This is a genomic window from Polymorphum gilvum SL003B-26A1, assembly GCF_000192745.1.
GTDB classification, from domain to species: Bacteria; Pseudomonadota; Alphaproteobacteria; order Rhizobiales; family Stappiaceae; genus Polymorphum; species Polymorphum gilvum.
In genome coordinates this window covers 1,543,666-1,569,395 of record NC_015259.1, presented here as the reverse complement: position 1 = coordinate 1,569,395, position 25,730 = coordinate 1,543,666, and the positions used below count along the sequence as shown (strand labels likewise).

Here is a 25,730-nt window from a genome sequence, read left to right as displayed (position 1 = left end):
GCCCGCGCTCCCTCAGATCCACTTGATGTCGTCGAAGCCGCGGGTGATGTAGCCACCCTTGGAGTAGCTCTCGCCTTCGTAGCCGAACAGTGGCCAGACGTCCTTCTGATTGTAGAGCCCGGTCACCAGCCCGCCGCGCACTGTCTGGAAGAACGGGCTCCGTTCCAGCGCACGCAGCAACTCGACACGCTCGCGCTCCCAGCCGATGGCGAGATAGCCGCCGTGGCCCAGCCCTTCGGCGACCGCGTCCAGCGCCGCGACCCCGGCCTCGACCATCGCGGCCTGGTCGGCGTTGTCGTAGCCCTTGACCGCTGCGGCGTAGTAGCTGTCGGCGACGTGATCGTGCGGATAGATGTCGCGCGCCATCTGGATCAGCGTCGCCATCGTCGCCGGCCTCACGTGGCTCACCTCCATTGCCCAGGCCGCCGTCCTGCCGGCGACGAAGCCGGGGCCGACGACGAAAGCCGCACCCAGCACGGCGCTGCGTGCCAACAGCTCGCGTCGCGTCATCCTGTGACGCTCCAGGGTCACGGTCATGTTTTCCTCCCTCCCGTGATGCGCGCGTGACGGTCAGCGATACCGGCCGTGGCGCTGCAGCAGTTCGATCTGGTAGCCGTCGGGGTCCTGGACGAAGAAGAACCGCGCCATCAGGACACCGTCGCGCTTGAATTCGACGATCTTACGGGGGGAGTAGCCGGCCGCATCGAAGCGGGCGTGTTCGGCGTCGAGGTCGTCGACGCAGAACGCCATGTGGCCGTAGCCGTCGCCGGGCACATAGGGCTCGGTCCGGCCCTTGTTCACGGTCAGCTCAACCTCGAAATCGGCCTCGCCATTGCGCAGGTAGATCAGCGTAAAGTCGTCAAAGTCGAACCGGTCGGCAACCTCGAGTCCGAACGCATTTCGATAGAAGTTTACTGAGCGATCTTCATCGATCACGCGAATCATCGCGTGTATAAACTTGGCCACGTCTTCTCTCCCAAATGACCGTCTTCGCGATCATTGGGGAAGATTGGCATCTTCTGAAGCGTGCGTGGTAGTATTACACTACTACAACGCGTTTTTATTCCGCTGCCAGCGCAAGCGGTCGCAAGGCGGTTTGGCGTGTGCGGATCAGGCAGGCGCATCTAAGCAGCGACGTGAAGTTCGGCGCCTCGCCCCGCAGTTCCAGCACCTCGCTGTGCAGGCGGGACACGAAGGCGGGCGTGGACAGGCCCTCGCTGGCGGCGATCTCGTCGAGAATGTCCCAGAACGAGCGCTCCAGCCGGATGCTCGTGCTCTGGCCGTTCAGCCGCAGCCGACGCGTCTCGGGCTCGTAGTCCGCGGGATCCTGCCCGGCAAAAATCTGACACATGATCAGTCCTCCCCGGTTTTTATTGTTCTTGTCCCTTCAGCTTTGTGCGCGTCGGGCGAAAACTCAAGAGACTTTGAGCGGGACTTTTGTCGCGATCCGTCTTGCGGTGCCGTCATCGGCAAAATCTGCAAGATAAATCTTGTACATTTTAGAGCAGGCGAAAAAGCAGTTATTCCGAAATCGCAAAGGAAGCCCCTCGTTCGCAGCGCGCGCGGACGGTGGCTCGGCCGCGCCGCCGGACCGGGGAGATCATCCGGTATCGCTGATATGAACTATATCGGAAACTACATTCAAAGTTTTGAAAGCAATTCCGTCACAAATCAGGGGTAAAATTGACGTAACGTCAGCAACAAAAGGTGGCAGAAGCGTAATTCTTCGTTAAAATATTTCAACGAGCCTGCGCTTGCAACTTTCGTCTAGTAGGCGGGCATGCAGCAAGTCTGACGAGTCCTCCCTCCCGGGATCCTCCCATCCCACCGACTCGCCCTGCCCAACCGCCCGTCTCCCTTGCCCCGTCGTCTCAAGCGAGAGGCCGCGCCATGCTGAAACGCATCTCGATTTCGACCAAGATTTTTGGCGGATTCGGACTTGTCCTGATCCTGCTGCTGGCCATCAGTGCCACTGGCGCCTTCAACCTGCAGACCGGCAACAGCGACTTCCAACGCTACCGCCATGTAGCAAATCAAACCACCCTGGCGGCAGAAGCACAGACCCGGATGCTGGAAACCCGCCGCGCCGTGCTGAGTTTCATGAACGAGCCGACACGCGAGAGTGTCGCCGACCTCTCCCGCGCCGGCCAGGAGACCCTCGCCCTGCTCGAGCGCCTGGCCTCCACGGTCAACGATGCTGACAAGCAAGCGCTCATTTCTGAGGCGCAGGCGGGTATGCGCAGCTATCTGGCCGGCTTCAACGAGATGACCCGGATCGAGCAGGCGGCCAGGGCGGTCAGCGTCGAGACGCTCGCGCCGGTCGGGCCTGAGATCGAGGAACGTCTGACCCGCGTCATGGACATGTCGAACCAGGCTCAGGAAGCGACTGACACGTTCCACGGCGCCAATGCGCTGCGCAGCGTCCTGTTGATGCGTGTCGCCGTCGCCCGCTTCGCGCAATCCAAGGACGAAGGCTCCTTCGTTGAGGCCATGGACCATTCGGCCAATGTCCGCGAAAAGCTGAAGATCCTCCAGGCTGTCATCTTCGATGCCGACAGGGCCGACCTCGTCAACGAGACCGCCGCCCTGCACGAAACGTATGAGAAGGCGTTCGAGGACCTTCATGCGCTCGCCCAGCGCGAGCACGCCATTTTCGGTGACATCCTCGGCAGGCATGGTCCCAGGATCGGCGAGCTGCTGGAAGATCTCAAGGGGGCCGCGCGCGACGAGCAGGACGCCCTCGGACCGCAGATAGGCGTCTCGATGCAATGGGCCGTGACCCTGATGATCGCCGTCGCCGCCGCCGCGCTCGCCGTCGGCCTCCTTGCCGCCTGGCTGATCGGCACCGGCATCTCGCGTCCGATCCAGGCGATCACGATGGCCATGAAGCGCCTTGCCGACGGCGACAAGTCCGTCGCCATCCCCGGCCAGGATCATCGCGACGAGATCGGCGCCATGGCCGCCGCGGTCGGCGTGTTCAGGGACAACATGATCAAGGCCGACGAGATGGCCGCCCGCGAGGCGGAGGAAACCCGCCTGCGCGCGGAGCGTGCCCGGCGCATCGAGGACCTGACCAAGGACTTCGATCTCGGCGTCTCCGAACTGCTCGGCGCCGTCGCCGGGGCTGCCACGGAGATGGAGAGCACCGCCACCTCCATGTCCGGCATCGCCAACAACACCAACAGCCGCGCGACTTCGGTGGCGAGCGCGGCCGAACAGGCCTCGGCCAACGTCCAGACCGTCGCCACGGCGACCGAGGAACTGTCCAGCTCGATCCAGGAGATCGCCCGCCAGGTCGCCCAGTCGTCTGAGATCGCCGGCCGCGCCGTCGAACAGGCCAGCAAGACCGACGGTCAGGTCCAGGGCCTCGCCCTCGCCGCCCAGAAGATCGGCGAGGTCGTCAGCCTGATCTCCGCCATCGCCGAGCAGACCAACCTGCTGGCGCTCAACGCCACCATCGAGGCGGCACGCGCCGGCGACGCCGGCAAGGGCTTCGCGGTCGTCGCCGCCGAGGTCAAGGAACTGGCCAACCAGACCGCCAAGGCGACCGACGAGATCGGCCAGCAGATCGGCGCGATCCAGTCTGAGACCCACGAGGCGGTCGCCGCGATCCAGTCGATCGGCGCCACCATCGCCGAGATCAACGAGATCGCTTCCAGCATCGCCTCGGCGGTCGAGGAGCAGAGCGCGGCCACCGGCGAGATCGCCCGCAACGTCGAGCAGGCCGCCAGCGGCACCCAGGAGGTCACCACCAACATCCTGGAGGTCACTCGCGCGGCCAGCGAGACCGGCACTGCGGCGACCCAGGTGACGGCGGTGGCCGGCGAGCTTAGCGACAAGTCGGAGCAGCTCAAGGCCCAGGTCGAGCGCTTCCTGATGGACGTGCGCGCCGCCTGACGCACCGGACGCGCCGGATACAAGAACCCTGGAGGCGGGCCGCCCGTGCGGCCTGCCTCTCAGACTGCTGACACCCCTCCAAGCGCGTCCTCCCGCACGCAGCGAAGCGCAGATACGGGATCGGTGAGCCGGGGGCCTCTCGGTCTCCGTCATTGACATCATCGACACCTTGGCTCTCCGGTTCCGGCTCGCAGCTTACGTTTGGCCGCAATGACGCCGGAGAGGCTGCGGGTTTGTCATCAAGCTGGGAGGCGGGCCGCCGGTGTGGCCACCTCTTTTCCTGTCCGGTTCGGGGGCTGGCCAAGGCCGGCCGGGCCGACTAGACTTCGCAGCCACCAGCCCCTCCCGCCTCGAGCCGCCGCCAGTCGCGCCGGCTCCGCACCCGGCAGCAAGGACACGCCCCGATGGACAAGGCGCAAGACCCGGCGCCGGACGGCGCTCCCGCTCCGGTCGACCCGCCGGCTCCGGCCGGAGCCGAAGGCGTCCCGCCTCGCGGCGGGTTCTGGCGCGACCTGCCGCCCAACACCGTCGGCGCGCTGTGGATCCTCGCCGCCGCCTTCCTGTTCACGGTGATGGCGGCGCTGATCAAGCTCGCCGGCGAGCGCCTGTCCGTGTTCCAGATCCTGCTGGTGCGCCAGAGCGTGATGATCCTCGTCGTCGCGCCGGTGATCCTGCGCGGCCTGCCCGGCTCGCTCTACACGAAGCGCCCGTCGCTCCAGGCGCTGCGGGTGATCTGTGCCGCCACCGCGATGATCTGCGGCTTCACCGCGGTCATCCACATGCCGCTCGCCGACGCCACCGCGATCAGTTTTTCCAAGACCTTCTTCATCACCGTCTTCGCCATCCTGTTCCTCGGCGAGACTGTCGGCCGGCATCGCTGGGCCGCCACGATCGTCGGTTTCCTCGGCGTGCTGCTGATGCTGCGCCCGCAGGGCGACGGCTTCGTCGACATCTATGCCGTGCTCGCCCTGGTCGGCGCCGCCGGCGCCGGCATGGTCATGATCATCCTGCGCATCCTGACGCGCACCGACCAGCCCTCGACAATCCTGACCTACCAGGCGCTGTTCGTCGGCCTGATCGCGCTCGGACCCGCCCTCTATCTCTGGATCCCGCCGACGCCGCAGGAATGGGCTCTGCTCATCGTCACTGGGCTGGTGTCCTGGGCCGGGCAGATGTGCAACATCCGCGCCTTCCGGGCCGGCGAGGCGACCGCGATCGCCTCCCTCGACTACACCCGCCTGCTCTATGCCACCGCCATCGGCATCGTGGTGTTCGGCGACTGGCCGGCGTCGGTGACGCTGGCCGGTGCGGCACTCATTATCGCCGCCTCGCTCTACACGGTGCGCCGCGAGGCGCTGCGCGGGCGCGCGCTCGCCCGCGCGCCGGAAGGCCGCGGCTACAACACCTGACCAGCTCCTTCGGCAGCTGCCGCGCGGCCCGGGCTGCGGATCAGACCGCCGGCGCCGCGGCGCGCCTGGCCGCCTCCTCCTCGATCAGTTCCTTCTTGGACAGCTTGCCCACCATGGTCTTGGGCAGGGCATCACGGAACTCGATCTCGCGCGGCATCTCGATCGCCGACAGGTGGTCCTTGAGAAACTCCTTCAGCTCCTCCGCGGTCAGCACCGCGCCGGCGCGCAGCTTGACGAACGCCTTCGGCGCCTGGCCGCGATAGGTGTCCGGTATGGCGATGACGATCGCTTCTTCGACCGCGTCGTGCTGGTACAGCGCCTCCTCGATCATGCGCGGATAGACGTTGTAGCCCGAACACAGGATCAGGTCCTTGATGCGGTCGACCAGATAGATGAAGCCGTCGGCGTCCTGGTAGCCGACGTCGCCGGTGTGCAGCCAGCCGTCCTTGATGGTCTGGGCCGTCTCGTCGGGCCGCTTCCAGTAACCGAGCATGACCTGCGGCCCGCGCACGCACAACTCGCCCTTCTCGCCCAGGACGACCGCCGTGTGCCGGTCCTCCAGGCTGCGGAATTCCGCCCGCGTGCCCGGCGCCAGCCGGCCGATCGAGCCGGCCCGACGCGTGTCGTCGAACGGGTTCACCGCCACCACCGGCGAGGACTCGGTCAGCCCGTAGCCCTCGACCAGCATGCAGCCGGTCAGCGCCTCGAACGTCTCCTTCACCTCGACCGGCAGCGGCGCGCCGCCGGAGATGCACAGCTTGATGCTCGTCAGGTCGTATTTCGGCGTCATCGGCGAGTTGTTGATCGCCGTGTAGATCGTCGGCACGCCCGGGAACAGGGTCGGCTTCGTCCGCCTGATCGTGTCGAGCAGCATCTTCAGCTCGAAGCGCGGCATCAGCACCATTTCCGCGCCCAGGATGACGGCGAGGTTCTGCGCCACCGTCATCGCGAAGACGTGGAAGAACGGCAGCACGCACAGCATCCGCTCCTCGCCGGGCCTGGCCGAGTGGAAGATGTCGCGCATCTGCTCGATGTTGGCCGACAGGTTGCGATGCGTCAGCATCGCTCCCTTCGGCACGCCGGTCGTGCCGCCGGTATACTGCAGCACCGCGACGTCGGTGTCCGGATCGATCGTCACCGCCTTCGGCGCGCCGCCCCTGGCGACGAGGCCGGCGAAGCGCACATGCGCCGCGTCCTCAGCCACCTTCGCCCGCTCCTTGCCCTTGAACAGGGTGAACAGCGCCTTCTTCGGCTGCGGCAGGATGTCGGCCATCGGGCAGACGATGATGCGGTCGAACACGCCTTCGCGGCGCACCGCCTCGACCTTGTCGTAGATCACCTTCAGATCCAGCGTGACCATGATCCGCACCTCGGCGTCGCGCGCCTGGAAGGCGATCTCGCGCTCGACGTAGAGCGGATTGAAGTTCACCACCGTGCCGCCGATTTTGAGCACGGCGAAATAGAAGATCGTGTAATAAGGCGTGTTCGGCAGGCACAGGCCGACCTTGGTGCCCTTGCCGATGCCGAGGCCCTGAAGCCCGGCGGCGGTCCGGTTCACCAGCTCGCCGATCTCGCGATAGGTCCAGGCCTTGCCCAGGAAGTCGACCGCGGGCCGGCCGGGAAAAGACCGGACAGCGTCCTCCAGATATTCATGGGTGGCGCGGGCCGTGAAGGCGGCGCACCATTCCTCCGCTGTCGTCATGGCGGTCTCCAATCAAGACGTTTCCCCGCCATCCGACCCGACAGTCCGCCTCGACGCCGGCAAACCGCCGGCCGCCCGCACGATGTGCGCCTCTCCCCGTCGAACCGCCTGTCGTCAGGCGTCGTCCCTTGTCCCGGGACGATCGGTCCAGCTTTGCGCCGCCCTTCCGTTTGCGTCAACCGGCAACGTAGCGGCACCCCGCCAAAAACACGGGGCGCAAGTCCCGTCGGCCTGCGGACCTGCGCCTAGGTCCTCGCAACGGCTACGCATCGACGAGCGTGAAGCGGTCGACGTCGAACAGGCCGAGGTCGGTGATCTTGAGATGCGGGATGACAGGCAGCGGCAGGAACGCCACCTGCAGGAACGGCTCCGGCAGCACGCAGCCGATCGTCTTCGCCGCCGCGCGCAGCCGCTCCAGCGCCGCATGCACGGTCTCGAACGGCTCCAGACTCATCAGCCCGGCCAGCGGCAGCGCCAACTCGGCCAGCACCTCGCTGCCGTCGGCGACCGCGAAGCCGCCCTTCAGCGCGATCACCCGGTTGACCGCCGTCGCCATGGCCTCGTCGCTGGCGCCGACGACGCAGATGTTGTGGCTGTCGTGGCCGACCGACGAGGCGATGGCGCCGCGCGTCAGTCCGAAGCCGTGCACGAAGCCGCGGCCGATGTTGCCCGTGCCCCGGTGCCGTTCGACCACGGCGACCTTGAGCGCGTCCTGCTCGATGTCCGCCTGCGCCAACCCGTCGCGATGCGGCAGGCTCATGGTCAGGTGCTCGGTGATGATCCGCCCCGGCACGACGCCGATCACCGGCGTCTGCCGGTCGGAAGCGGGCATCACGAAGGCCGCCGCCGTGACCTTGGCCGCGTGCACGCTGTCCAGCCCGACCGGCGCGACCGGCCGACGTGCCGCGAAGGCCTCCGCATCCGCCGGCCGGCCGGCAGCGATCACCGTGGCGACGAGGCAGTCCTCCAGGTCGTCGAGCAGGGCGATGTCGGCGCGCCAGCCCGGAGCGATCTGGCCCCGGTCCCTGAGGCCGAAGGCATTGGCCGCCGACCAGCTCGCCGCCCGGTAGGCGTCGAGCGGCCGGTTCCCCTTGGCGATAAGGCGCCGGATCATGCTGTCGAGATGACCCTCCTCGGCGATGTCGAGCGGATTGCGGTCGTCGGTGCACAGGGCGACGAAGGAAGACGTGTCGGGCGTCAGGATCGGTGCCAGCGCGTTCAGGTCCTTGGACACCGAGCCCTCGCGGATCAGGATGGTCATGCCCTTGGCGAGCTTCTCGCGCGCCTCCGCCGCGCTGGTCGCCTCGTGGTCGGTACGGATGCGCGCCGCCAGGTAGCCGTTCAGCGCCATCCCCGTCAGCAGCGGCGCATGGCCGTCGATATGGCCATCCTGGAACGCGGCGAGCTTGGCCAGCACCGCCGGGTCGCGGGCGAGTACGCCGGGAAAGTTCATAAACTCGGCCAACCCGATCACCTTGGGATGGCTGCGCAGCGGCGCGAGGTCGGCGATCTCCAGCCGCGCGCCGGCGGTCTCGAAGGCGGTCGCCGGCACGCAGGACGACAGGTTGACCCGGATGTCCATCACCGTTTCCAGCGCGCAGTCAAGGAAATAGCGGATGCCTTGCGCACCGAGCACATTGGCGATCTCGTGCGGATCGCAGATCGCCGTTGTCACCCCGTGCGGCAGCACGCAGCGGTCGAACTCGAATGGCGTGACCAGCGACGATTCGATGTGCAGGTGGGTGTCGATGAAGCCCGGCACGGCGATCCTCCCGCCGGCATCGATCGTCCGCGCCCCCTCGTAGCGGCCGTGGGTGCCGACGATCCGGTCGCCGACGATGGCGATGTCGGTCTCCGTGATCGAACCGTCGAGCACGCTGAACAGGCGCGCGTTGCGGATCACCAGGTCCGCCGGCCGCGCGCCGGCGCCGGCCGCGATCGCCCGCTCCAGAAAGGCCGCGTCGTGATCCAGGTCCTTCATGGACGTCTCCCGCTGTCGAATCCTGCGCCGGCCCGGCTGGCCGGCCTCACGCCCAGCCTGCCGCGCCCGCCGCCGCCTGTCGACCCCTCCCGACACCCCGCCGCTCGCGTCGTTATCGCAATGACAAGGTTTCGCACCGATAGTTTCGGCAACGACGGTCCTGGCGTTGCGCGATGCCGGGACCTCCTTTATTAAATCGATTGAAATGACCGGCTCCGGCGGGGCCGGCCGAACAGGAGATGCGTGCCGATGGCCGTTCGCGTGATCGAGGTGGATGAGTTTGACCTGGTGGTCTTCGGCGGTACCGGCGACCTCGCTCATCGCAAGCTGCTGCCCGCGCTCTACCACCGCGACCTCGACCGCCAGTTGCCCGCCGGCGCGCGCATCGTCGTCACCGCCCGCCGCCGCTACGCCGACGCCGACTATCGCGACTGGGCGGCGGCCGCCCTCGGCGAGCACGTCGCCGACCTGGACGAGGCGGCGCTGAAGCGCTTCCTCGCCCGCATCCGCTACGTCCCCCTCGACGTCGACGCCGGAACCGGCTGGTCGGAGCTTGCCGCCGTCCTTGAGGAACGACCCGACGTCGTGCGCGTGTTCTATCTCGCCGTCGCGCCGGACTTCTTCGGCCCGATCTGCGAGGGCATCGGCGGCGAAGGCCTCGTCAACGCCACCACCCGGGTCGTCATCGAGAAGCCGATCGGCAAGGACGGCGCCTCGGCCAGGGCGCTCAACGCAACCATCGGCGCGGTCTTCGACGAGCACCAGATCTTCCGCATCGACCACTATCTCGGCAAGGAGACGGTGCAGAACCTGATGGCGCTGCGCTTCGCCAACGCCCTGTTCGAGCCGCTGTGGAACGCCGCCCATGTCGACCATGTCCAGATCACCGTCGCCGAAAGCCTCGGCGTCGGCGGCCGCGCCGGCTATTACGACGCCGCCGGCGCGCTGCGCGACATGGTGCAGAACCACCTGCTTCAGCTGCTGTGCCTGGCCGCCATGGAGCCGCCGGAATCGATGGATGCCGACAGCGTGCGCGACGAGAAGCTGAAGGTGCTCAAGGCGCTCGCCCCGATCACCGGCGACAGCGTCGACCGGCTGACCGTGCGCGGCCAGTACCGCGCCGGCGCCTCTGCCGGCGGCGCCGTGCCCGGCTATCTTGAGGAACTCGGTCGCGACGACAGCCGGACCGAGACCTTCGTCGCCCTCAAGGTGCAGATCGCCAACTGGCGCTGGGCCGGCGTGCCGTTCTACCTGCGCACCGGCAAGCGTCTCGCCACCCGCGTCTCGGAGATCGTCGTCCAGTTCCGCCCGATCCCGCATTCGATCTTCGACCCGGAGGCCGGCCCGATCGCGGCCAACCGCCTGATCCTGCGCCTGCAGCCCGACGAGGGCGTCACGATGCAGGTGATGATCAAGGACCCGGGCCCCGGCGGCATGCGCCTGCGCCAGGTGCCGCTCGACATGAGCTTCGCCGAGGCCTTCAAGGTGCGCAATCCGGACGCCTACGAGCGCCTGCTGATGGATGTCATCCGCGGCAACCAGACCCTGTTCATGCGCCGCGACGAGGTCGACGCCGCCTGGTCCTGGATCGACCCGATCCTCGACGCCTGGGCCGCCGGCGCCGGCCACCCCAAGCCCTACACCTCCGGAACCTGGGGTCCTTCGGCCGCCATTGCCCTGATCGAGCGCGACGGCCGCACCTGGGCCGAGGACGGCCTCTAGGCACCACAGCGACCGGCCGACCCCGAACGGAAAGGGACCAACATGCCCCAGGATACAGCCCGCATCGAGGCGGTCATGACCGCCGCCCCCGTCATTCCCGTCCTGGTCGTCGACGATCCGAAAAAGGCCGTCCCGATGGCCGAAGCGTTGGTGCGCGGCGGCCTGCCGGCGATCGAGATCACCCTGCGCACGCCGCGCGCGCTGGAGGCGATCAGGGCCGTCGCAGACGGCGTCGAGGGTGCCATCCCCGGCGCCGGCACCGTGCTTGACGCCGCACAGTACGAGGCAGCGGTGAAGGCCGGTGCGCGCTTCGTCGTCTCGCCCGGCGCGACGACGCGACTGCTCGACGCCGCCGAAGGCTTCGACGTGCCGCTGCTGCCGGGGGCCGCCACCGCCTCGGAAGTCATGGCCCTGCTGGAGCGCGGCTACAGCCGGTTGAAGTTCTTCCCCGCCGAACAGGCCGGCGGCGCCGGCTTTCTCAGGTCCCTCGCCTCGCCGCTTGCCGCGGCCAGGTTCTGCCCCACGGGCGGCATCTCCGCTGACAAGGCGCCAGCCTATCTCGCCCTGCCCAACGTCCTGTGCGTCGGCGGCTCCTGGATCGCCGACGCACGCGCGATCGAGACCGCCGACTGGGCCGGCATCAAGGCGCGCGCGCGCGCCGCCGCCGCCCTGGCACGCTGACGGGCACCGCGCGACCGGCCGCGCGGATTTATTTTTGCCCGCCGGCCGCCGCCGCCTTGACAAGACGAGGCGGCATGCTCACTTGGCCGGAGCGGCGGACATCACGTCCGCCTGCGGTCCCACGGGTCAAGCCATCATGTCCCAGTCTCCGGCCGGCGAGACGCCCGCTGCTGCTAAGCCGGCAGCTTCCGTCCGCTACGACGTCTCCTTCTTCGCCACCGTCATCGGCGCCACCGTGCTTGCCGCTGTCGCCATCTGGATCTTCGACCTCGGCGTGCTGTGGGCCCTTGCCGGCCTGCTCGGCCTGCGCGTCGTCGGCCTGACCATCGCCGCGCTCGTACTGGTGCCGCCGGCCATCTGGGCGACCGGTGCCGTCGCGGTGCTCGCGTGGAAGGCCGAACGCACCCTGCGCGAGCAGGCGCCGCAGACCTGACCCGATCGTCATCGCCGCCTTCCCGCTCCGCACCGCTTCGGAGAACGACCCATCATGCTCGCTGAAACCGCCTTTCTCGTTCTCGGCCTCGTGCTGCTCTTCGCCGGCGGCGAGGGCCTGGTGCGCGGCGCCGTCTCGCTCGCTGCCCGCCTCGGCATGCCGCCGCTCATCATCGGCCTGACCGTCGTCGGCTTCGGCACATCGATGCCCGAACTGGTGGTCTCGGTGAAGGCCGCCTTCCAGAGCTCGCCCGACATCGCCGTCGGCAACGTGGTCGGTTCCAACACCGCCAACATCCTGCTCATCCTCGGCGCCGCGGCGCTGATCTCGCCGATTCCGACCGCCATACCCGGCATCCGGCGCGACCTCGCCGTCATGCTCGCCGCCGCCCTGGTCATGCTCGCCCTCGGCCTGCTCGGCCATGTCGGACGCGGCACCGGTCTCGTCATGGCCGCCACGCTCGCCCTCTATGTCGGCTATGCTGCTTGGTCGGCCCGCACGGACCACACGGGCGAGGACGCCGCTCATGCCGCCGTGCTGCCGCTGTGGAAGGAACTCGCGGCCCTACTCGCCGGGCTCGTCGCCCTGGTTGCCGGCGCCGACTTCCTGGTCGGCTCGGCCTCGGCCATCGCCCGCAGCCTCGGCATCTCGGAGGCCGTCATCGGCCTGACCGTCGTCGCCGTCGGCACCAGCCTGCCGGAACTGGCGACCTCGGTCGTCGCCGCCTTTCGCCGCCATTCGGAAATCGCCATCGGCAACGTCGTCGGATCCAACGTCTTCAACGTGCTCGGCATTCTCGGCGTCGCCGCGGCCCTGCATCCGCTCCACATCGCCCCGCAGATGGCGCGCTTCGACATCCCGCTGATGCTCGCCGTCAGCCTCGGCCTGGTCGGCCTGCTCCTCGCGCTCGGCCGCCTGTCGCGGCCCGTCGGCGCCGGTTTCCTTGCCTCCTACGGTGCCTATTGCGCCTGGCTGTTCGCCACCACGCCTGGCATCTAGCCGCCCGGATCAGCGCTTCTCGACCGTCTCGATCGCCCCGCCGGCCTCCTTCCAGGCGCCGAAGCCGCCGTCCAGGTGCACGACCGGGGCGAGCCCCATCTCCATCGCCGTCTTCGCCGCCAGCGCCGAGCGCAGGCCGCCGGCGCAGTAAAACAGGAAGGTCTTGTCCTCGGCGAACATCGGCTTGTGGTAGGGGCTCGCCGGGTCGATCCAGAACTCCAGCATGCCGCGCGGGCACGAGAAGGCTCCGGGGATCTTACCCTCGCGCTGGATCTCGCGCACGTCCCTCAGGTCGACGAAGACATAACCGTCGCGCCCCAGCAGATGCTTCGCCTCCTCCGCGCTCACCGCCGCCACCACCGCATTGGCCTCCGCCAGCAGCGTGTCGATGCCCTTGACGATCGTCTGCGCCATGTCCCGTTGCCTCCCGCTCCGCGTCCTCCGCATTTCAACATCTGAAGTATTGTAGTGTCGAGCAAGCGGTTCCGCTTGATCGGAAAGCGTCCTGGCGCGCCGCGCCGCCGGTCCAAGTCCTTTCGCCGCAGCACAAACCGCTCGTCTGACGGTCGGCGATGGTCTACACCGCGCATCACATCCCCTGCCCCGGACGAAGGACCCGCCCATGACCCTGCTCGACGCCCTGACCGCCCGTGCCGGCGGAGCCTGCGAACTCTGCGGCGCCGGCGCAGGTCTCACCGCCTTCCTGCTTGCCCCGCGCGCCGACGGCAGCGCCGAAACGGCGGTACTGGTCTGCGAGACCTGCCGCGCGGGCCTCGAAGGCGGCGATCTCGATCCCACGCACTGGCGCTGCCTCGCCGAGAGCGCCTGGAGCCAGGAGCCCGCCGTGCAGGTCGCCGCCTGGCGCCTGCTCACGAGACTGCCGGCCGAACCCTGGGCGCGCGACCTGCTCGACCAGATCTATCTCGACGACGAAACCCGCGCCTGGGCCGAGGCCGGAGCCGACTCCGAAACCGCCTCGGCCGCCGATGGCGAGGAAAGCGTCGTCCACAAGGACACTCATGGTGCCGTCCTGTCGGCCGGCGACACCGTCACCCTGATCAAGGACCTCAAGGTCAAGGGCGCCAATTTCACCGCCAAGCGCGGCACCGCCGTGCGCAACATCGCCCTGGTGCCGGACAATCCCGCCCAGATCGAGGGCCGCGTCAACGACCAGCGCATCGTCATCCTGACCGAGTTCGTGAAGAAGGCGACCTGAGTCGCAGCCCCCTACACCGCGCCGAGCGTGATCGCCGCGACGACCAGGTAGCGCCCGGTCTTGGCCACGGCGACCAGGATCAGGAACGGCCAGAACGGCTCGCGCAGCACGCCGGCGGCCACCGTCAGCGGATCGCCGATGAACGGCGCCCAGCTCAGCAGCAGGCTCCACTTGCCGTAGCGCTGATACCAGCGCGACGCCCGGTCGAGTTGCGCCGTCGTGACCGGGAACCAGCGCCGGTCGCTGAACCGCTCGACGCCGCGCCCGAGCAGCCAGTTGACCACCGACCCGAGCGTGTTGCCGATGCTGGCGACCACGATCAGCAGCGCCGGCGAATAGGCGCCCGACAGCAGCAGCCCGACAAGCCCGACCTCCGACTGCGCCGGCAACACGGTCGCCGCCAGGAACGACAGCAGGAACAATCCACCATAGGCGCCGACGTCAGCCACGCCGCCATCCGGCACACGCGTCCGCACCGTCCGCCTGCCGGCGCTTCGCTCTGCTTGTCGCTGCTGTCGGATCTGCCTGCCGCCTCATGCTCCCCTGTCTGCGGTGGTCCCCTGCCGCTGTCAACAGGCCTGACGCGGTCTGCCCCGTCGCCATCATCAATTTGTTGACATCCGGGGCCCGCCGCATACCCTATCTTGTGTTCAAGGTCCTTCGATTCGGGAGTCTCGAAGGCTAAGAGGGAAGCTGGTGAGACTGGAGAACGGTCGAATCCGGCGCTGCCCCCGCAACTGTGAACGGCGAGCTTCTGTCCGAAAGCGCCACTGGGATGTCCCGGGAAGGCGGACAGGTGGTGATGACCCGTGAGCCAGGAGACCTGCCTTGTTCGGAAAACGTCATCGGGCGGCGGGCCCGGGGACGCGGAACGGGCATGCCTTGTGCCGTCTCCGACCGTCTTTCGCCTGCCTCCCTTCACACTTTCGGGGCGAAAGGACCAAAATGACCGTTACCGTCTATTCCAAGCCGGCCTGCGTCCAGTGCGACGCCACCACACGCACGCTGACCGCACGCGGCGTGGCCTTCGACATCATCGACCTGACCGAGGATGACGCCGCCATGGAAGCCGTCCAGTCGATGGGCTATCGCCAGGTGCCGGTGGTCGTCGCCGGCGACGACCATTGGGCCGGCTTCCGCCCGGACAAGATCGGCGCGCTTGGCTGAACCTTGGGCCTGCTCGTCTATTTTTCGAGCGCGTCCGGCAACACGCACCGGCTGATCGACCGGCTGGACCTGCCGGCCCGGCGCATCCCCACATGCGCGTCGGAACCGGTGCCGGCGGTGCGCGAACCGTTCGTCCTGGTCGTGCCGACCTACGCGGACGGCGAGGGCCGGGGCGCGGTGCCCAAGCAGGTCATCCGATCGTCTCGAAGATCGAGATCCGCAAGGAGGGTAAGATCGGCCGCGTCTACTACCCGGCGCCATTCATGACCAACGACAATCTCGACTACTACCGCGACGCCTACGAGATCGGCCCGGAGAAGATCATCGACACCTATGCCGCCGCCACCCGGCACGTCGACCAGGGCCTGTCGCTGACCCTGTTCTTCCGCGACAGCGCCACCACGCGCGACATCAACCGTGCTCAGATCCACGCCTGGAAGAAGGGCATCAAGACCATCTACTACATCCGCCTGCGCCAGATGGCCCTTGAGGGGACCGAGGTGCAGGGCTGCGTGTCCTGTTCCCTGTGAGGCCACCCATGACCGTGCATGCAAAGATCCGATCCGTTCCGGACGCCGTGAACTGGAACCGCCTGCGGGATCCCAAGGACCTGGAGATCTGGAACCGGCTGACCGTGAATTTCTGGCTGCCCGAGAAGGTGCCGCTCTCCAACGACATTCCGAGCTGGGCGACGCTGACGGCGGCCGAACAGCAGCTGACCATCCGCGTCTTCACCGGCCTGACCCTGCTCGACACGATCCAGAACATGATCGGCGCGCCGGCACTGATGGCCGACGCCATTACCCCGCACGAGGAAGCGGTGCTGACCAACATCGCCTTCATGGAGGCGGTGCATGCGCGCAGCTATTCCAGCGTCTTTTCCACCCTGTGCCGTACGGCGGAGGTCGACGACGCCTTCCGCTGGTCGGCGGAAAACCCGCAGCTGCAGGCGAAATCGCGGCTGATCCTGAACGAGTACGACGCCTCCGGCACGCCGCTGAAGAAGAAGATCGCCAGCGTCTTCCTGGAAAGCTTCCTGTTCTATTCCGGCTTCTATCTGCCGATGCACTGGTCGAGCCGGGCCAAGCTGACGAACACCGCCGATCTGATCCGCCTGATCATCCGCGACGAGGCCGTGCATGGCTATTACATCGGCTACAAGTTCCAGCGCGGCCTGGAGACCGTGAGCGAGGCGGAACGGCAGGAGATCAAGGACTTCGCCTTCTCGCTGATGTTCGACCTCTACGCCATCGAGGCGAAATACACCGAGAGTCTCTGCGACGGCGTCGGCTTGACCGAGGACGTCAAGCACTTCCTGCATTACAACGCCAACAAGGCGCTGATGAACCTCGGCTACGAGGCGCTGTTTCCCGACGCCGTCTGCGCGGTCAATCCGGCGATCATGGCGGCGTTGTCGCCCAATGCCGACGAGAATCACGACTTCTTCTCCGGCTCCGGCTCGTCCTATGTCATAGGCAAGGCGGTCGCCACCGAGGACGAGGACTGGGACTTCTGAGGACGCCGTGTCAAAAGCTGCTGCGGACCTTCAGGTGGGTGTGCTCGCGCGGAGGTCCGTCATTGTGGACATGCCGGGTGGTGTCCTCGGCCACCGGGATCAGCCCGACCGTGCCGTGCATCACGCCGCGCTCCAGGAACAGGGCTTCCGCATAGGACGTCACGTCGGCGACCCGTCCGCGCATGACCACCACGTCGAGCGAGGTGGAATGGTCGAGCGGCACCGACAGCGCGGCCACGGTCTGGTCGTGGCGGTCGAGCCGGCTCTGCGGCACCCGCGCGGCCAGGTTGCGCACCGACTGGTCGATCGTGCAGCTGATGACGCCGAAGCAGCCGGCCTCGGCCGGGCCGCCGGCAACGGTCGACAGGCCGCGCCGCACCAGGTCGCGGATCGTTTCGGAGCGGCTAGTCGCGCCGGTCGCCGCCATGTGGGCATCGAGCTCGGCGGCCAGCGCGTCGTCGAGCGTGATCGTCGTGCGTTGCATCGTGTCTCCTTGCAGCCGTCCGCGCCACAGGGTAGCCCGGCGCGGCGGCGCCCGAAAGGCGCAAGGATCTCGACATCCCTATTGCGCTGCAACAGCAAGTATGATCTTTTTTTTATTAATTCACACAATCGGGTTAATTCTGACAATCAGGAGATCGTTTCATGCGCCTCTTCCCCCTCGGCCTTGCCGGCCTCGCCGGCCTGATCGGCCTCGCCTCGCCGGCGACGGCGCATTTCCAGCAACTCCTGCCCTCCGCCGACGTGCTGCCCGAAGGCGGCTCGGTCACGCTCGACATGGTCTTCACCCACCCCTTCGAGGGCGGCCCGGTGATGGAGATGGCCAGGCCCGCGCGGGTCGGCGTCCTCGCCGCCGGCCAGGCGGTCGACCTGATGCCGGCCCTGGTCGAGACCCCGGTCGACGGCAAGAGCGCCTGGACCGTGACGCACGACCTGTCCGAGCCGGGTGCGGCGGTCTTCTTCGTCGAGCCGCAGCCCTACTGGGAGCCGGCCGAGGGCAAGTTCATCGTGCATTACGCCAAGGTCGTGGTCGACAGCTATGCCTCGGGCGAAGGCTGGGACGACCTGGTCGGACTTCCCGTCGAGATCCGGCCGCTGACCCGGCCGACGGGCGTCTGGAGCGGCAACCTGTTCTCCGGCGTCGTCCTCAAGGATGGCACGCCTGTGCCCTTCGCCGAGATCGAGGTCGAGTTCGTCAACGACGGCTCCGTCGAGCCCCCCAACGACGCCTTCGTCACCCAGGTGATCCGGGCGGACGCCAACGGTACCTTCGCCTATGCCATGCCGCGCGCCGGCTGGTGGGGCTTCGCCGCCCTGGTCGAGGCCGACGACACTATGGCCTCTCCGGACGGCAGTCAGGTGCCGGTCGAACTCGGCGCCCTGATGTGGGTCAGGGCGACCACCATGGACGGGAAATGACCTGACATGGCGCACATCCCAGACGGCGTCCTGTCCGCCCCGGTCCTGATCGGCGGCGCCGTCGTCACGGCGGCAGGCGTTGCCCTCGGCCTGCGCCGCCTGCAAGACCGCGCCATTCCGCGGGCGGCGATCCTGTCGGCGGTCTTCTTCGCCGGCTCGCTGATCGCCATCCCGGTCGGCCCGTCGAGCGTACACCTGCTGCTGTCCGGACTGATGGGGCTGATGCTCGGCGCCGGCACGTTTCCGGCCGTGGCCGTGGCGCTGCTGCTGCAGGCGCTGCTGTTCGGCTTCGGCGGCCTGACGACGCTCGGCGTCAACGTCGTGAACCTGGCCCTGCCGGGCGTCCTGCTCGCCCTCGCCTTCGGCCCGGCCATCCGGACGACCGCCTCGCCGGCGCTGCGCGCGGCACTGGCGGCCCTCGTCGGTGCGCTCGCGGTGCTCGGCACCGGCGGCCTCGTCGCGGCGTCGCTTGCCCTGTCGTCGTCCGACTACACGCCGGTGGCCGCCATCCTGCTCGCCACCTACCTGCCGCTGGCCGTGGCCGAGGCCTTCGTCGCCGCCGCGATCGTGACGTTCCTTGCCCGTGTCGATCCGCAAGCCCTGAGGCCAACCCTGCCATGACCAGGTTCGTCATCGCCCTGATCCTGCTGTCCGCCCTGACCGGCCCGGCGGCCGCCCACAAGCTCAAGGTGTTTGCCACCGTCGACGGCGATGCCGTAACGGGATACGCCTTCTTCGTCGGCGGTGGGCGGGCCAAGGCCACGCCCTGGATCGCCCGGGACGCCGGCGGAACGGTGATCGCGACCGGCGAGACCGATGCCGAGGGCGCCTATCGCTTCGTCCTGCCCCGGCCCGTGACCACCGACATCACCGTCACGGTCGACACCCGCGAGGGCCATGTCGGCCGGGCCGTCGTCGCCGCAGCACGCTTTGGCGGCGCAGCGCCGACGGCAGCGGCCGAACCAAACACGGCGGCCACGACGACGGCCGGAATGCCCGCCGCCTCCGCATCGGGCCAGGCCGGGACCGGGTCCCCAACCCTGACCGAGACGGAGGTCGCCGCCCTGGTCGAGGCCGCGGTCCAGCGCCAGGTCGAGCCGCTGCTCGAGCGGATCGAGCAGATGGACAGCAGGCTGCGCTTCACCGACATCCTGTCCGGCCTCTTCCTCATTGCCGGCCTCGCCGGGCTGGGCCTTTGGGCCCGCGGGCGCTCCGGTGAACGCCCCGGCGAGCGCCAATGACGATCCTGCCCCAGGACCTGCGCCTGCGCCTCGTCGCGACCTTCGTCGCCGTTGCCGCCCTGTCGCAGCTTCGCGACCTGGCGACCGCCGCCCTTGCGCTCGCCGGCGTCTGCCTGCTCGCGCTGGCCTGCGGCATCGAGCGGCGCCTGTGGCGGCGACTCCTCCATGTCGAGGGCTTCGTGCTGCTGCTGTTCCTGATCTTGCCGTTCACGATCGCCGGCCGGCCGGTGCTCGTCCTCGGCCCCGTCTCGGCAAGCGCGGAAGGCATCGCCCGCGCGGGCCTGATCGCCTGCAAGGTGTCGGTCTCCGTCCTCCTGCTCACGACCCTGCTCGGCAGCGTCGAGCCCGCCCGGCTCGGGGCCGCGCTGCAGGCCCTGCGCGTGCCCGAACCGGTCGTGAGGCTGTTCGTGTTGACGGTGCGCTACCTGTCGCTGATCCGCGCCGAAGCACTCAGGCTCCATGACGCGATGCGTGCGCGCGCCTTCCGCCCGGGCTCGAACCGCCACACCTGGCGCAGCTACGGCTACCTGATTGGCATGCTGCTGGTGCGCGCGCTCGACCGGGCGCAGCGGGTGGACGAAGCCATGCTGTGCCGCGGATACGCCGGGCGCTTTCCCCATGCTGCCCTGCCGGCGCCGTCCGCGCGCGACTGGACGGCCTCCGCCGGACTGGCTGGCCTCGCGGTCGCAACGCTGCTATTCGACCGGCTATGAGCGACCTCGTTGCCCTCGCCGATGTCACCGTGAGCCGCGACGGCACCCCGGTTCTGCGCGACGTGTCGCTCGTCCTGTCGGCCGGGGAGCGGCTGGCGATCGTCGGGCCGAACGGCGCCGGCAAGACCACGCTGCTGCGCACCGTCGTCGGCCTGCAACGCCCGGATCGCGGCAGCGTGCGCCTGTTCGGCGTCGACTGCGCGCACGAGAAGCAGTTCCGCCTCCTGCGCCCGCGGATCGGCTTCCTGTTCCAGGACAGCGACGACCAGCTCTTCTGCCCGACCGTGATCGAGGACGTCGCCTTCGGTCCGCTCAACATCGGCTGCACCCAGGCGGAGGCGACGGCGCGCGCGCAGCGCGCGCTCGACGAACTCGGCGTCGGCCACCTCGCCAACCGCGTCAGCCACAGGTTGTCGGGTGGCGAGAAGCGGCTCGTCTGCCTCGCCGGCCTGGTCGCCATGCGCCCCGACGTGCTGCTGCTGGACGAACCGACCAACGGCATCGACGAAGCCAACGGCCAGCGCCTGCGCACGGCACTGAAGGACTTCGCCGGGGCGATAATCCTCGTCTCCCATGACGCTGCCTTCGTCGCCGACTTCGCCAGCCGGGCGATGATCCTGGAGGCCGGCCGGCTCGCCCCCGCGCAGATCCACAGCCACCCCCATGTCCACACCCACGCCCATGTCCACCCGCACCCCGCCGACGCCGCAGCGCCCGACCGCCCGCGGCCGCCGCCCGGCCGGGATTGACTGCGGACGCGGCTCTGCCGAACACCTGCCGACGGCCGCTTCTCAGGGTCAAAGAGGCACGAAGCCGGCGTCGAACAGGTCGATCCGCGTGTTCCAGTCCAGGATCCGCACATTCGAGAACAGACTCTCGGCGCCGTCGCGGCTGACCGCCGTCACCGCATAGCGGTGGTTGTACGGCATGGGCGGCTGCACATCGGCGACCTGCGCTCGTCGTCCCTGTTGCGGCACCCCGTTCAGCACCTGCAACTGGATGGGCCGGTCGCCCTCGTAGACGGACCGGTAGACGTTGTAGCCGAGCAATGCCCCCTTGCCCTCCTCCGGATGACGCCATTCGAGAAAGACCGCAGAGTCGGACGGCTTCTGGTTCGGTGCGAACAGGGGTCTCGGCCTGACCGGCCGGAACTGCGCCAGGAACAGGACCGGCTGCGCGGGGATGACGACCGCCGGCGGGCGCGGCAGGATGGTCAACTGGTCGCCCGGCGCGACGACCAGGTCGTGGAAGCCGGTCACCGCGATCTGGCCCTTGTTCGCGTGACCCGACCTGGTTTCGTGGGTCAGGTCGACCGGCCAGGGCGAGTGGTTGAACAGCCGAAGGTGCCCCGACGCCTCCGGCGCGGTCACCGTCAGCCGGTCGAAACGATCGAAGCGCTGGCGCGCGCCGCCCGCGATATGGACCGTGCCGACGCTGTCGGACGAAACCTCGAACCGGGCGACGATGACGCCGCCCGCTCCGGTGCCGTTCTCGATCTCGACCGAGGCGTGGTCCATGGCAGGCTGCTACTGTGCCTCGCGCATGCGCCGGTCTTCTCCGGGTGCCTGCCATCGAATGTGGTTGGCGTGGCGCAGGTAATACTGGGTCATCGACACCGGGACGACGATCAGCCGGTCGTTGACGTCGAGACCGTAGACAGCCGTCGCCCCAGCATGCGGGTTGATGAACTGCTGCTGCACGTTGTGCCCGTTGGTCATCAGCCGATTGACCTCGTAGAAGCACACGTTGTTGGCCTGGTTGGTCAGCCGCACCGGCGGGTCGACGTGGATCTGGATGAACCACATGGTCAGGAAGCTGAAGTTCTGGACCGTCTGGTTACCGCCCGGCGGGATGTTGATGCGCGCTTCCTTACCCGAATAGTCGATGTTCAGGCCGAGCAGATGCCCGCCCGTGTCGAGGTTGCGGATGTTGAGCGAATTGTTCAGCATCCGCTTGGGATCGGACATCCTGGCCAGCGCCTCAATGTCCAGCTTCGCGATCCCGCGCTCGAGCTGGTCGAAGATCTCGTCGAGTTTCACGTCTCCGCTCATGGGCTTCCTCCCGTCTTCATTCAGGATTTGAACGTACCGACCGGCAGCACGACGAGGTCTTCGTCGCCGCCAAGATGAAGGCCGCGCCCCTGCCGCGGCCACAGCCCGCGCAGGCGCTTCGTTTCCGCCGGACTCGTATGGTAGAGGTCTAGTCTGAGCGCATCGGATCGGTTTTCGATCGCAAGCTCCACGGCACCGCCTTCCGCGGAGCGCAGCGCGATCAGACGCGCCTCCGCCACCGTCAGGCTCTCGCCCGGCGCCAGATACTGCGTCGCGCTCGCTCCGGGGGTGCGGATCTGCAGTTCCGCCGCCGCCACGCCGGTGTTCTCGATATGAAGAATGGTCATGCTCCCACCCCGGTTTTTAACGCTCCGGAATTCGGTCGAGTGTAACCCTGAATAGAGATGTTCAATTGATTTCAATCAACCGAAGATAGCATTCTCGCAACGTCAGGACCGGTCGCCGCGCGCGCCCCTTCGCCCGCTTATGCCTCTAGGCCGGAACCGCCCCCCTCCCGAAGCGTTTGCCGCCGTGCTATGCCTCTGCGCACCCGTCGTTTCAGGAAGTCGCCCAGGAGCCCCCATGCCGACCGCGTCCCTCTGGCTGAAGCTGAAGGCCCATGCCGACGCGCTGCGGGCCACGCCCCTTAGCCGGATGTTCGCCGCCGACCCGCAGCGCTTCGACCGGTTCTCCTTCCGTCTCGACGACCTGCTGGTCGACTTTTCCAAGAGCCGCATCGACGGCGCCGCGCTCGCGCTGCTGCTCGACCTCGCCCGCGCCGCCGGGCTCGAGGCGCGTCGCGACGCGATGCTGTCGGGCCGGCCCATCAACGCGACCGAGCGCCGCGCGGTCCTGCACACCGCGCTCCGCAATCCTCCGGACGCGTCTGTGCTGGTCGACGGCGCCGACGTCATGCCCACCGTCGGCGCCGTGCTCGCCGCCATGGCCGACTTCGCCGAGGCCGTGCGCGCCGGCGACCTGCTCGGCGCCACCGGCCAGCCGTTTTCCGACGTCGTCAACATCGGCATCGGCGGCTCCGACCTCGGCCCGGACATGGTGACCCGGGCGCTGTTCCCCTACTGCGACGGTCCGCGCCTGCATTACGTCTCCAACGTCGACGGCGCCCACATCGCCGACACGCTGAAGGATCTCGACCCGGCCACCACGCTCGTCGTCGTCGCCTCCAAGACCTTCACCACCGTCGAGACCATGACCAACGCCGCTACGGCGCGCGCCTGGATCGCCGGCGCGCTTGGCGAGGAAGCCGTCGGCGCCCATTTCGCCGCCGTCTCGACCGCCCTCGACAAGGTCGCTGCCTTCGGCATCGACGAAACCCGCGTGTTCGGCTTCTGGGACTGGGTCGGCGGGCGCTACTCGGTGTGGTCGGCGATCGGCCTGCCGGTGATGATCGCCGTCGGCCCGGACGCCTTCGCCGACTTCCTCGACGGCGCCCATGCCATGGACGAGCATTTCAGCACCGCCCCGCTGGAAGCCAACATACCGGTCCTGATGGGCCTCGTCGGCGTGTGGAACCGCGACGCCCTCGGCTATCCGGCCCGCGCCGTGCTGCCCTACGACCAGCGCCTCGCCCGCCTGCCCGCCTACCTGCAGCAGCTCGACATGGAATCGAACGGCAAGCGCGTCCGCCTCGACGGCAGCCCGGTCGAGGTGCCGACCGGCCCGCTCGTCTTCGGCGAGCCCGGCACCAACGGCCAGCACGCCTTCTTTCAGCTGCTGCACCAGGGCACCGACGTCGTGCCCTGCGAATTCATCGTCGCCGCGCAGGGCCACGAACCTGAGCTTGCCCACCACCATGCCCTGCTCCTCGCCAACTGCCTCGCCCAGTCCGAGGCGCTGATGCGCGGCCGCACCCTGGAGGAGGCGACGGCGCAGCTTGAGGCCGCCGGCCTCGCCGCCGAAGAGGTCGCCCGCCTTGCCCCGCACAAGGTCTTTCCCGGCGACCGGCCGTCGGTCACCATCCTGCATCGCCGGCTCACCCCTTTCGCCCTCGGCCGCCTGATCGCGCTCTACGAGCACCGGGTCTTCGTCGAGGGCGCGATCTGGGGCATCAACTCCTTCGACCAGTGGGGCGTCGAGCTCGGCAAGGAACTCGCCACGGCCCTGCTGCCGATGCTACGCGGCGAGCGGGAGGCGGGGAATAAGGATTCCTCCACCCGCGGTCTGCTGGCCGCGATTCGCGACGCCTGAGCCAGGTCAGGGCACGGCCGGATCGGGCCCCGCGCCGCTACGTCCGGACTTTGACAGCGATCCGGCAGTTTTCCGGAGGCATGCCGGAGCAAGGCAGGACCGTCCGGGAACCACTCGAAAGGTGTCGCGTTGAGCCTGCGTGGATCCGGCTCCCCCGACCGGATGTCCAGGGCGAACCCGGCGCGATCGGTGCCGTGCGCCGGGTTCGCCCCCCGGAGCCGGAAATTGCCTGGGCTGTGAAAGCGGTCTACCCTCGCGTCGCCAAGGAGATTTGATTCAGCGCAATCCTGCCACTTTTTAATATTGTATAGTGGTTTAAGGAGATCCGACGGCCGGTCCGTCGACCAGAACACGGGAGACCCTCCATGAAGAAATTCGCCCTTCTCGCCGCGACCGGCCTGCTGCTCGCGGCGTGCCAGTCCGATAGCCAGCGCGACCGCGCCCTCGTCGGCGGCGGTCTCGGCGCCGCCACCGGTGCCGCCATCGGCGCCGCTGCCACCGGCGATCTCGGCGGCGCCCTCGTCGGCGGCGCGATCGGTGCGGCCGGCGGCGCTATCGTCGGCTCCGCGACCACCCCGCAGAACTGCGTGGCCTACGACCGCTATGGCAACCCCTACCGCGTTGCCTGCCCGTAAGCCGTTCGGATTTCACGACAATCGGCGCCGATCTCCGGCGCCGAACCGGATACCTGAGGACCTGAAATGAAGAAACTTGCGATCCTGGCCGCTGTCGCCCTGCTCGCTGCCGGCTGCCAGGCCGACAGCCAGCGCGACCGCGCCCTCGTCGGCGGCGGCCTTGGTGCCGCCACTGGTGCCGCCATCGGTGCGGCCACCGGCCACGGTGCCGGCGCCGCCCTTGCCGGTGCGGCCATCGGCGGCGCCAGCGGCGCCATCGTCGGTGCGGCGACCACGCCGAGGAACTGCGTCGCCTACGACCGCTACGGCAACCCCTACCGGGTCGCCTGCCCGTAACAAATCGCAAGGCCGACACGGATGCTATCCGCCTGTAGACTCAAGGTGATTCGAAACCCTGGTCGGAGCGGAACGGATGAAGAGGATCGTCGGCGTCGCGATTGCGGCTTTGGTGCTGGCAGGTTGCTCGAGTGACAGCCAGCGTGATCGGACTCTGGTCGGCGGCGGCCTCGGCGCCGCCACCGGTGCAGCCATCGGCGCTGCGGCCGGTTCCTCGGCCGGAGCGGCACTGGCCGGAGCCGCACTCGGTGCGGTCGGTGGCGGCCTCATCGGCGCGATGACCGCGCCGAAGAACTGCATCGCCCGCGATCCCAAGGGCAATCCCTACCGGGTCGCCTGCCCGTAACGGCGGAAAAGCCCCGGGATTTCCGACAATCCCGGGGCTTTTTCCTTTCCCGATCCGG

At 68.3% G+C, this 25,730-nt stretch carries 29 protein-coding genes, 2 pseudogenes and 1 riboswitch; of the genes and pseudogenes, 20 read left to right on the top strand and 11 right to left on the bottom strand.

The features are described from left to right. Window positions 1-12: 12 nt before the first annotated feature. From SL003B_RS07405 to SL003B_RS07395, 3 genes are all read right to left on the bottom strand, one after another. Complete coding sequence (locus tag SL003B_RS07405; protein WP_041375428.1) at window positions 13-537, bottom strand: twin-arginine translocation pathway signal; 525 nt, start codon at window positions 535-537, stop codon at window positions 13-15. A gap of 33 nt (window positions 538-570) precedes the next feature. After that, the gene (locus SL003B_RS07400) at window positions 571-966 is read right to left on the bottom strand and encodes a VOC family protein (protein WP_041375427.1); all 396 of its coding nucleotides are present in this window, start codon (window positions 964-966) and stop codon (window positions 571-573) included. Window positions 967-1,060: 94 nt separating this feature from the next. Beyond that, the gene (locus tag SL003B_RS07395; protein ID WP_013652208.1) at window positions 1,061-1,351 is read right to left on the bottom strand and encodes a ribbon-helix-helix domain-containing protein; all 291 of its coding nucleotides are present in this window, start codon (window positions 1,349-1,351) and stop codon (window positions 1,061-1,063) included. Window positions 1,352-1,914: 563 nt separating this feature from the next. On the opposite strand from SL003B_RS07395, the pseudogene SL003B_RS22255 reads away from it, so the two are divergent. Continuing rightward, window positions 1,915-3,897: pseudogene (locus tag SL003B_RS22255) on the top strand (HAMP domain-containing methyl-accepting chemotaxis protein); the annotation flags it as partial. 404 nt (window positions 3,898-4,301) lie between these two features. Then, complete coding sequence (locus SL003B_RS07385; protein ID WP_013652206.1) at window positions 4,302-5,306, top strand: DMT family transporter; 1,005 nt, start codon at window positions 4,302-4,304, stop codon at window positions 5,304-5,306. Window positions 5,307-5,346: 40 nt separating this feature from the next. Here SL003B_RS07385 and SL003B_RS07380 read toward each other — a convergent pair whose 3' ends face one another. Both SL003B_RS07380 and ade read right to left on the bottom strand, forming a co-directional pair. Further along, window positions 5,347-7,008 carry a long-chain-fatty-acid--CoA ligase gene (locus tag SL003B_RS07380; RefSeq protein WP_049792561.1) on the bottom strand — a complete coding sequence of 554 codons (1,662 nt, stop codon included), beginning with the start codon at window positions 7,006-7,008 and terminating at the stop codon, window positions 5,347-5,349. A gap of 262 nt (window positions 7,009-7,270) precedes the next feature. After that, complete coding sequence (gene ade, locus SL003B_RS07375; protein WP_013652204.1) at window positions 7,271-8,989, bottom strand: adenine deaminase; 1,719 nt, start codon at window positions 8,987-8,989, stop codon at window positions 7,271-7,273. Window positions 8,990-9,238: 249 nt separating this feature from the next. Here ade and zwf point away from each other — a divergent pair, with 249 nt between their 5' ends. The 4 genes from zwf to SL003B_RS07355 all read left to right on the top strand — a co-directional run bounded on the left by zwf (window position 9,239) and on the right by SL003B_RS07355 (window position 12,824). Then, window positions 9,239-10,711: a glucose-6-phosphate dehydrogenase gene (gene zwf, locus SL003B_RS07370; protein WP_013652202.1), complete on the top strand. Its 1,473-nt coding sequence runs from the start codon at window positions 9,239-9,241 to the stop codon at window positions 10,709-10,711. Between the two features lie 42 nt (window positions 10,712-10,753). Further along, entirely contained in the window at window positions 10,754-11,392 is a 639-nt protein-coding gene (gene eda / locus SL003B_RS07365; protein WP_013652201.1) for a bifunctional 4-hydroxy-2-oxoglutarate aldolase/2-dehydro-3-deoxy-phosphogluconate aldolase, read from the top strand. A 136-nt stretch (window positions 11,393-11,528) separates the two neighbouring features. Then, window positions 11,529-11,825 (top strand): hypothetical protein, encoded by a 297-nt coding sequence (locus SL003B_RS07360; RefSeq protein ID WP_013652200.1) that lies wholly within the window; start codon window positions 11,529-11,531, stop codon window positions 11,823-11,825. A 54-nt stretch (window positions 11,826-11,879) separates the two neighbouring features. Beyond that, the gene (locus tag SL003B_RS07355; RefSeq protein ID WP_013652199.1) at window positions 11,880-12,824 is read left to right on the top strand and encodes a calcium/sodium antiporter; all 945 of its coding nucleotides are present in this window, start codon (window positions 11,880-11,882) and stop codon (window positions 12,822-12,824) included. Between the two features lie 9 nt (window positions 12,825-12,833). Here SL003B_RS07355 and SL003B_RS07350 read toward each other — a convergent pair whose 3' ends face one another. Continuing rightward, on the bottom strand, window positions 12,834-13,238 hold the full coding sequence (locus tag SL003B_RS07350; RefSeq protein WP_013652198.1) for a rhodanese-like domain-containing protein: 405 nt from the start codon (window positions 13,236-13,238) through the stop codon (window positions 12,834-12,836). A 208-nt stretch (window positions 13,239-13,446) separates the two neighbouring features. Here SL003B_RS07350 and SL003B_RS07345 point away from each other — a divergent pair, with 208 nt between their 5' ends. Further along, window positions 13,447-14,040, top strand: coding sequence for a PhnA domain-containing protein (locus tag SL003B_RS07345; protein ID WP_013652197.1), 594 nt, complete (start codon window positions 13,447-13,449; stop codon window positions 14,038-14,040). Between the two features lie 11 nt (window positions 14,041-14,051). Here SL003B_RS07345 and SL003B_RS07340 read toward each other — a convergent pair whose 3' ends face one another. Beyond that, window positions 14,052-14,489: a YqaA family protein gene (locus tag SL003B_RS07340; RefSeq protein ID WP_013652196.1), complete on the bottom strand. Its 438-nt coding sequence runs from the start codon at window positions 14,487-14,489 to the stop codon at window positions 14,052-14,054. A 187-nt stretch (window positions 14,490-14,676) separates the two neighbouring features. After that, window positions 14,677-14,885: riboswitch (cobalamin riboswitch) on the top strand. Window positions 14,886-14,985: 100 nt separating this feature from the next. Between SL003B_RS07340 and nrdH the strand changes: the two genes are divergently transcribed. From nrdH to nrdF, 4 genes and pseudogenes are all read left to right on the top strand, one after another. Next, on the top strand, window positions 14,986-15,207 hold the full coding sequence (gene nrdH, locus SL003B_RS07335) for a glutaredoxin-like protein NrdH (protein ID WP_013652195.1): 222 nt from the start codon (window positions 14,986-14,988) through the stop codon (window positions 15,205-15,207). Between the two features lie 3 nt (window positions 15,208-15,210). Continuing rightward, entirely contained in the window at window positions 15,211-15,474 is a 264-nt protein-coding gene (locus tag SL003B_RS22725; RefSeq protein ID WP_083812067.1) for a class Ib ribonucleoside-diphosphate reductase assembly flavoprotein NrdI, read from the top strand. Beyond that, a pseudogene (locus SL003B_RS07330) lies at window positions 15,399-15,737 on the top strand (class 1b ribonucleoside-diphosphate reductase subunit alpha); the annotation flags it as partial. The gene SL003B_RS22725 and the pseudogene SL003B_RS07330, both read left to right, overlap by 76 nt. Before the next feature lie 8 nt (window positions 15,738-15,745). Continuing rightward, window positions 15,746-16,723, top strand: coding sequence for a class 1b ribonucleoside-diphosphate reductase subunit beta (nrdF, locus tag SL003B_RS07325; RefSeq protein ID WP_013652193.1), 978 nt, complete (start codon window positions 15,746-15,748; stop codon window positions 16,721-16,723). A 10-nt stretch (window positions 16,724-16,733) separates the two neighbouring features. Here the strand turns inward: nrdF and nikR are convergent, their stop codons facing one another. After that, window positions 16,734-17,207, bottom strand: a complete 474-nt coding sequence (gene nikR, locus SL003B_RS07320) for a nickel-responsive transcriptional regulator NikR (RefSeq protein ID WP_013652192.1) — start codon at window positions 17,205-17,207, stop codon at window positions 16,734-16,736. Between the two features lie 161 nt (window positions 17,208-17,368). Between nikR and SL003B_RS07315 the strand changes: the two genes are divergently transcribed. Genes SL003B_RS07315 through SL003B_RS07295 form a run of 5 tightly spaced genes read left to right on the top strand, consistent with a single transcriptional unit; the run spans window position 17,369 to window position 20,845 of the window. After that, a complete protein-coding gene (locus tag SL003B_RS07315) occupies window positions 17,369-18,142 on the top strand; it encodes a DUF4198 domain-containing protein (RefSeq protein ID WP_013652191.1) in 774 nt (257 codons plus the stop codon). 6 nt (window positions 18,143-18,148) lie between these two features. Next, window positions 18,149-18,763, top strand: coding sequence for a cobalt transporter CbiM (cbiM, locus tag SL003B_RS07310; protein ID WP_013652190.1), 615 nt, complete (start codon window positions 18,149-18,151; stop codon window positions 18,761-18,763). Next, a complete protein-coding gene (locus SL003B_RS07305) occupies window positions 18,760-19,383 on the top strand; it encodes a hypothetical protein (RefSeq protein WP_013652189.1) in 624 nt (207 codons plus the stop codon). Before cbiM ends, SL003B_RS07305 begins: the two co-directional genes overlap by 4 nt. Continuing rightward, the gene (cbiQ, locus tag SL003B_RS07300; RefSeq protein WP_013652188.1) at window positions 19,380-20,096 is read left to right on the top strand and encodes a cobalt ECF transporter T component CbiQ; all 717 of its coding nucleotides are present in this window, start codon (window positions 19,380-19,382) and stop codon (window positions 20,094-20,096) included. The genes SL003B_RS07305 and cbiQ overlap by 4 nt, the downstream gene beginning before the upstream one ends. After that, on the top strand, window positions 20,093-20,845 hold the full coding sequence (locus tag SL003B_RS07295) for an energy-coupling factor ABC transporter ATP-binding protein (protein WP_013652187.1): 753 nt from the start codon (window positions 20,093-20,095) through the stop codon (window positions 20,843-20,845). The genes cbiQ and SL003B_RS07295 overlap by 4 nt, the downstream gene beginning before the upstream one ends. Window positions 20,846-20,893: 48 nt before the next feature. On the opposite strand, the gene SL003B_RS07290 is transcribed toward SL003B_RS07295, so the two are convergent. Genes SL003B_RS07290 through SL003B_RS07280 form a run of 3 tightly spaced genes read right to left on the bottom strand, consistent with a single transcriptional unit; the run spans window position 20,894 to window position 22,494 of the window. Further along, complete coding sequence (locus SL003B_RS07290; protein ID WP_013652186.1) at window positions 20,894-21,613, bottom strand: hypothetical protein; 720 nt, start codon at window positions 21,611-21,613, stop codon at window positions 20,894-20,896. A gap of 9 nt (window positions 21,614-21,622) precedes the next feature. Further along, on the bottom strand, window positions 21,623-22,147 hold the full coding sequence (locus tag SL003B_RS07285; RefSeq protein WP_013652185.1) for a hypothetical protein: 525 nt from the start codon (window positions 22,145-22,147) through the stop codon (window positions 21,623-21,625). Between the two features lie 20 nt (window positions 22,148-22,167). Then, on the bottom strand, window positions 22,168-22,494 hold the full coding sequence (locus SL003B_RS07280) for a hypothetical protein (protein WP_013652184.1): 327 nt from the start codon (window positions 22,492-22,494) through the stop codon (window positions 22,168-22,170). A 235-nt stretch (window positions 22,495-22,729) separates the two neighbouring features. On the opposite strand from SL003B_RS07280, the gene pgi reads away from it, so the two are divergent. The 4 genes from pgi (at window position 22,730) to SL003B_RS07260 (ending at window position 25,672) form a co-directional block, all read left to right on the top strand. Beyond that, complete coding sequence (gene pgi, locus SL003B_RS07275; RefSeq protein WP_013652183.1) at window positions 22,730-24,355, top strand: glucose-6-phosphate isomerase; 1,626 nt, start codon at window positions 22,730-22,732, stop codon at window positions 24,353-24,355. A 365-nt stretch (window positions 24,356-24,720) separates the two neighbouring features. Next, entirely contained in the window at window positions 24,721-24,990 is a 270-nt protein-coding gene (locus SL003B_RS07270) for a glycine zipper domain-containing protein (protein WP_013652182.1), read from the top strand. Between the two features lie 66 nt (window positions 24,991-25,056). Continuing rightward, window positions 25,057-25,326, top strand: coding sequence for a glycine zipper domain-containing protein (locus SL003B_RS07265; RefSeq protein ID WP_013652181.1), 270 nt, complete (start codon window positions 25,057-25,059; stop codon window positions 25,324-25,326). Between the two features lie 76 nt (window positions 25,327-25,402). Beyond that, a complete protein-coding gene (locus SL003B_RS07260) occupies window positions 25,403-25,672 on the top strand; it encodes a glycine zipper domain-containing protein (RefSeq protein WP_013652180.1) in 270 nt (89 codons plus the stop codon). Window positions 25,673-25,730: the final 58 nt, after the last annotated feature.

Excerpts from the sequence above, each read along its gene's own strand:
- SL003B_RS07290 (WP_013652186.1), bottom strand. The coding sequence starts at position 21,613 with ATGGACCACGCCTCGGTCGAGATCGAGAACGGCACCGGAGCGGGCGGC.
- SL003B_RS07270 (WP_013652182.1), top strand. The coding sequence starts at position 24,721 with ATGAAGAAATTCGCCCTTCTCGCCGCGACCGGCCTGCTGCTCGCGGCG.
- nikR (WP_013652192.1), bottom strand. The coding sequence starts at position 17,207 with ATGCAACGCACGACGATCACGCTCGACGACGCGCTGGCCGCCGAGCTC.
- nrdH (WP_013652195.1), top strand. The coding sequence starts at position 14,986 with ATGACCGTTACCGTCTATTCCAAGCCGGCCTGCGTCCAGTGCGACGCC.
- cbiQ (WP_013652188.1), top strand. The coding sequence starts at position 19,380 with ATGACGATCCTGCCCCAGGACCTGCGCCTGCGCCTCGTCGCGACCTTC.
- SL003B_RS07295 (WP_013652187.1), top strand. The coding sequence starts at position 20,093 with ATGAGCGACCTCGTTGCCCTCGCCGATGTCACCGTGAGCCGCGACGGC.
- ade (WP_013652204.1), bottom strand. The coding sequence starts at position 8,989 with ATGAAGGACCTGGATCACGACGCGGCCTTTCTGGAGCGGGCGATCGCG.
- nrdF (WP_013652193.1), top strand. The coding sequence starts at position 15,746 with ATGACCGTGCATGCAAAGATCCGATCCGTTCCGGACGCCGTGAACTGG.
- pgi (WP_013652183.1), top strand. The coding sequence starts at position 22,730 with ATGCCGACCGCGTCCCTCTGGCTGAAGCTGAAGGCCCATGCCGACGCG.
- SL003B_RS07395 (WP_013652208.1), bottom strand. The coding sequence starts at position 1,351 with ATGTGTCAGATTTTTGCCGGGCAGGATCCCGCGGACTACGAGCCCGAG.
- SL003B_RS07405 (WP_041375428.1), bottom strand. The coding sequence starts at position 537 with ATGACCGTGACCCTGGAGCGTCACAGGATGACGCGACGCGAGCTGTTG.
- zwf (WP_013652202.1), top strand. The coding sequence starts at position 9,239 with ATGGCCGTTCGCGTGATCGAGGTGGATGAGTTTGACCTGGTGGTCTTC.
- SL003B_RS07285 (WP_013652185.1), bottom strand. The coding sequence starts at position 22,147 with ATGAGCGGAGACGTGAAACTCGACGAGATCTTCGACCAGCTCGAGCGC.
- SL003B_RS07315 (WP_013652191.1), top strand. The coding sequence starts at position 17,369 with ATGCGCCTCTTCCCCCTCGGCCTTGCCGGCCTCGCCGGCCTGATCGGC.
- cbiM (WP_013652190.1), top strand. The coding sequence starts at position 18,149 with ATGGCGCACATCCCAGACGGCGTCCTGTCCGCCCCGGTCCTGATCGGC.
- SL003B_RS07360 (WP_013652200.1), top strand. The coding sequence starts at position 11,529 with ATGTCCCAGTCTCCGGCCGGCGAGACGCCCGCTGCTGCTAAGCCGGCA.
- SL003B_RS07280 (WP_013652184.1), bottom strand. The coding sequence starts at position 22,494 with ATGACCATTCTTCATATCGAGAACACCGGCGTGGCGGCGGCGGAACTG.
- SL003B_RS07305 (WP_013652189.1), top strand. The coding sequence starts at position 18,760 with ATGACCAGGTTCGTCATCGCCCTGATCCTGCTGTCCGCCCTGACCGGC.
- SL003B_RS07355 (WP_013652199.1), top strand. The coding sequence starts at position 11,880 with ATGCTCGCTGAAACCGCCTTTCTCGTTCTCGGCCTCGTGCTGCTCTTC.
- SL003B_RS07260 (WP_013652180.1), top strand. The coding sequence starts at position 25,403 with ATGAAGAGGATCGTCGGCGTCGCGATTGCGGCTTTGGTGCTGGCAGGT.
- SL003B_RS07380 (WP_049792561.1), bottom strand. The coding sequence starts at position 7,008 with ATGACGACAGCGGAGGAATGGTGCGCCGCCTTCACGGCCCGCGCCACC.
- SL003B_RS07385 (WP_013652206.1), top strand. The coding sequence starts at position 4,302 with ATGGACAAGGCGCAAGACCCGGCGCCGGACGGCGCTCCCGCTCCGGTC.
- eda (WP_013652201.1), top strand. The coding sequence starts at position 10,754 with ATGCCCCAGGATACAGCCCGCATCGAGGCGGTCATGACCGCCGCCCCC.
- SL003B_RS07345 (WP_013652197.1), top strand. The coding sequence starts at position 13,447 with ATGACCCTGCTCGACGCCCTGACCGCCCGTGCCGGCGGAGCCTGCGAA.
- SL003B_RS07350 (WP_013652198.1), bottom strand. The coding sequence starts at position 13,238 with ATGGCGCAGACGATCGTCAAGGGCATCGACACGCTGCTGGCGGAGGCC.
- SL003B_RS07265 (WP_013652181.1), top strand. The coding sequence starts at position 25,057 with ATGAAGAAACTTGCGATCCTGGCCGCTGTCGCCCTGCTCGCTGCCGGC.